This is a genomic window from Sphingomonas sp. CARO-RG-8B-R24-01 (genome assembly GCF_022662295.1).
Taxonomy (GTDB): Bacteria; Pseudomonadota; Alphaproteobacteria; order Sphingomonadales; family Sphingomonadaceae; genus Sphingomonas.
The window spans coordinates 1-204 of sequence record NZ_JAKNQI010000027.1 but is presented as its reverse complement, the minus strand read 5'-3'; the positions used below and the strand labels follow the sequence as shown (position 1 = coordinate 204).

At 59.3% G+C, this 204-nt stretch carries 1 tRNA gene; it reads right to left on the bottom strand.

The features are described from left to right. Positions 1–59 precede the first annotated feature (59 nt). Positions 60–136, bottom strand: a tRNA-Met gene (locus L8G49_RS20935). Positions 137–204: the final 68 nt, after the last annotated feature.

Genomic DNA, 204 nt, shown 5'->3' with positions numbered 1-204 from the left:
TCACCGGAACGCCGACAGCCCCGGAGCTTTCGCTGCGGGGCTTTGGGTGGTGTCGGATTTGGTTGCGGGGACAGGATTTGAACCTGTGACCTTCAGGTTATGAGCCTGACGAGCTACCGGGCTGCTCCACCCCGCGACGGTTCCGCAGGAGCGGAACGAGGGTAGCTGACATGTGAATGGGTTCTTATCGATACGAAACGAACT